This is a genomic window from Candidatus Protofrankia californiensis, from assembly GCF_900634765.1.
Taxonomy (GTDB): Bacteria; Actinomycetota; Actinomycetes; order Frankiales; family Frankiaceae; genus Protofrankia; species Protofrankia californiensis.
The window spans coordinates 1411-4182 of record NZ_CAAAFT010000275.1; the positions used below are offsets into that span (position 1 = coordinate 1411).

2 protein-coding genes are annotated in these 2772 nt (G+C 70.5%); both read left to right on the forward strand.

Annotation, left to right across the window (positions count from 1 at the left end):
• The first annotated feature begins 178 nt into the window (after window positions 1-178).
• Window positions 179-436 carry a heavy-metal-associated domain-containing protein gene (locus DD1DGNOD_RS15070; protein ID WP_206443197.1) on the forward strand — a complete coding sequence of 86 codons (258 nt, stop codon included), beginning with the start codon at window positions 179-181 and terminating at the stop codon, window positions 434-436.
• A 19-nt stretch (window positions 437-455) separates the two neighbouring features.
• Window positions 456-2772, forward strand: a 2317-nt coding sequence (locus tag DD1DGNOD_RS15075) for a heavy metal translocating P-type ATPase (protein ID WP_206443198.1), incomplete at its 3' end; no start/stop codon positions are given.

The following is a 2772-nucleotide window of genomic DNA, read 5'->3' on the forward strand; positions in this document are numbered from 1 at the left end:
CGGATCCGGGGTTCCTGCCGGATCCGGGATTCCCGCCGGATCAGCGAAGCCGATCTGGGAGGTCCGGAAGCCGATCCGGGAGGCCTGAGTCCCCGGATCACTGAATGGGCGTATCCGTACGCCGTACCCCTCATGCCAGGCATGCTCTGAAATTGATCATTTTTCGGAAGGGCCGACTGTGACCACGACTACGCACACGTACACCTGCACCGTTGTCGGCATGACCTGCTCGCACTGCGTCAGCTCGGTGAGTACCGAGATCGGTCTGATTCCGGGCGTCAGCGACGTCCGGGTAGATCTTGACAGCGGTGCGGTGACGGTTACCAGCGAACACTCGCTCGAGGAGACGGCGGTCCGTGCCGCCGTGGACGAGGCCGGCTACGAACTGCGCCGGCCGGAAGAGCTGAACGGATCGACGAAGCGGACCGAACAGTAGGAACGGAGGAACAATCGCGATGAGCATGACCGCGGATGCTGCGCAGCCCTCGGGCGTCAGCGAAATCGATCTGTCGATCAGCGGGATGACCTGCGCATCCTGCGCGGCGCGCATCGAGAAACGACTCAACCGGCTCCAAGGCGTAACCGCCACGGTCAACTACGCCACCGAGCAGGCGCATGTCGTCTACCCGGACCGGCTCACCCCAGCCGACCTGGTCACCGAGGTAAACAAGATCGGCTATCGCGCCCGGCCGCCCCAGCAACTCCGGCCGCAACCGGCCGGACGGACCGGGTCGGACCTACCGCTGCGCTCCGTCCGACCGGTTGGCCTGGAGCGGACGGCGAGCCGGGAAGCGGGCGGGACCACCGCGGTGCCGCGGGCGCAGCGCACCGACTCGCAGCGTCCGCGACTGATCGTCTCCGGCATGCTGAGCCTGCCGGTGTTGCTGCTGGCGATGGTGCCCGCGTGGCAGTTCGACAACTGGCAGTGGCTGTCGCTGACGCTGGCGGCCCCGGTCGTGCTGTGGGGCGGTCTGCCATTCCACCGTGCGGCGTGGACGAACCTGCGCCACGGCGCGGCAACCATGGACACGTTGATCTCCATCGGCACACTCGCGGCATTCGGCTGGTCGCTGTACGCCCTGTTCTTCGGTCACGCGGGGATGACGGGCATGACCATGCCCTTCGACCTGCTTGCCGACCGGGGCAGCGGCGCGGACAGCATCTACCTCGAGGTTGCCGCCGTGGTGACGACGCTCATCCTCACCGGCCGTTCCTTCGAGGCGCGCGCCAAACGACGGGCCGGCGCCGCACTGCGGGCCCTGCTGGAGCTGGGCGCCAAGGACGTCGCGATCCTGCGTGACGGCCGGGAGCAGCGGGTCGGCGTGGAACAACTGGCCGTGGGGGACCGCTTCGTGGTGCGGCCAGGCGAGAAGATCGCCACCGACGGGGTCGTCGAGCAGGGTACCTCCGCGGTCGACGCGAGCATGCTCACCGGCGAATCGGTGCCGGTCGAGGTCGGCGCGGGTGACGCGGTCGCCGGCGCCACCTTGAACACCGGTGGCCGGCTGGTGGTCCGGGCGACGCAGGTGGGCGCGGACACCCAGCTCGCGCAGATGGCGAAGCTGGTCGTCGAGGCGCAGAACGGCAAGGCCGCGATCCAGCGGCTCGCCGATCGGGTGTCGTCCGTGTTCGTCCCGATCGTGATCGTCCTCGCGATCACCACCCTTGCGGTGTGGCTCAGCCTCGGCGAGGGGGCGACGGCGGCGTTCACGGCCGCGGTGGCCGTGCTGATCGTCGCCTGTCCGTGCGCGCTCGGCCTGGCGACCCCCACCGCCCTGCTCGTCGGCAGCGGACGCGGCGCCCAGCTCGGCATCCTGATCAAGGGTCCGGAGGTGCTGGAGTCGACCCGGCGGGTGGACACCGTCATCCTGGACAAGACCGGGACGCTGACCACCGGGCGGATGAGCCTCCTAGAGGTCGTCACCACCGCCGACACCGACACCGACGAGGTGCTGCGGCTGGTCGGCGCGGTCGAGGACGCCGGCGAACACCCGATCGCACGGGCGATCGCCCGCGGAGCGCGGGAGCGGGTCGGTGAGCTGCCGAACGTCGAGGACTTCAGCAGCATCAACGGGTTCGGCGTGCAGGGGGTCGTGGGCGGCCACGCGGTCGTCGCCGGTCGCCGCCGGCTGCTGGACCAGCGGTCGCTACGCGTCCCCGACGAGCTCGAGCGCGCGGCCCAGGCTGCCGAGCGGGCCGGCCGGACACCGGTTTTCGCAGGCTGGGACGGCTGTGCCCGTGCGGTGCTCGTCGTCGCCGACACGATCAGACCCACCTCCGCCGACGCGGTCCGCGGGCTACGTGACCTCGGCCTGACACCGATCCTGCTCACCGGCGACAACGCCCGCGCCGCCCGCGCGGTCGCCGCGCAGGCCAGCATCGACGAGGTGATCGCCGAGGCCCTGCCCGCCGACAAGGTCGACGTCATCTCCCGGCTGCAGTCCCAGGGCCGGGTCGTCGCGATGGTCGGGGACGGGGTCAACGACGCTGCCGCGCTCGCCCGCGCCGATCTGGGCCTGGCCGTGGGGACCGGGACGGATGCCGCCATCGAGGCGGGCGACATCACCCTCGTCCGGGGGGAGCTGAGCGCGGCCGTGGACGCCATCCGCCTGTCCCGGCGCACCCTGGCCACCATCAAGGGAAACCTGTTCTGGGCCTTCTCCTACAACATCGTCGCCCTTCCGCTCGCCGCCGCCGGCCTGCTCAACCCCCTGATCGCCGGCGCAGCCATGGCGCTGAGCTCCGTGTTCGTCGTCTCCAACTCGCTACGGC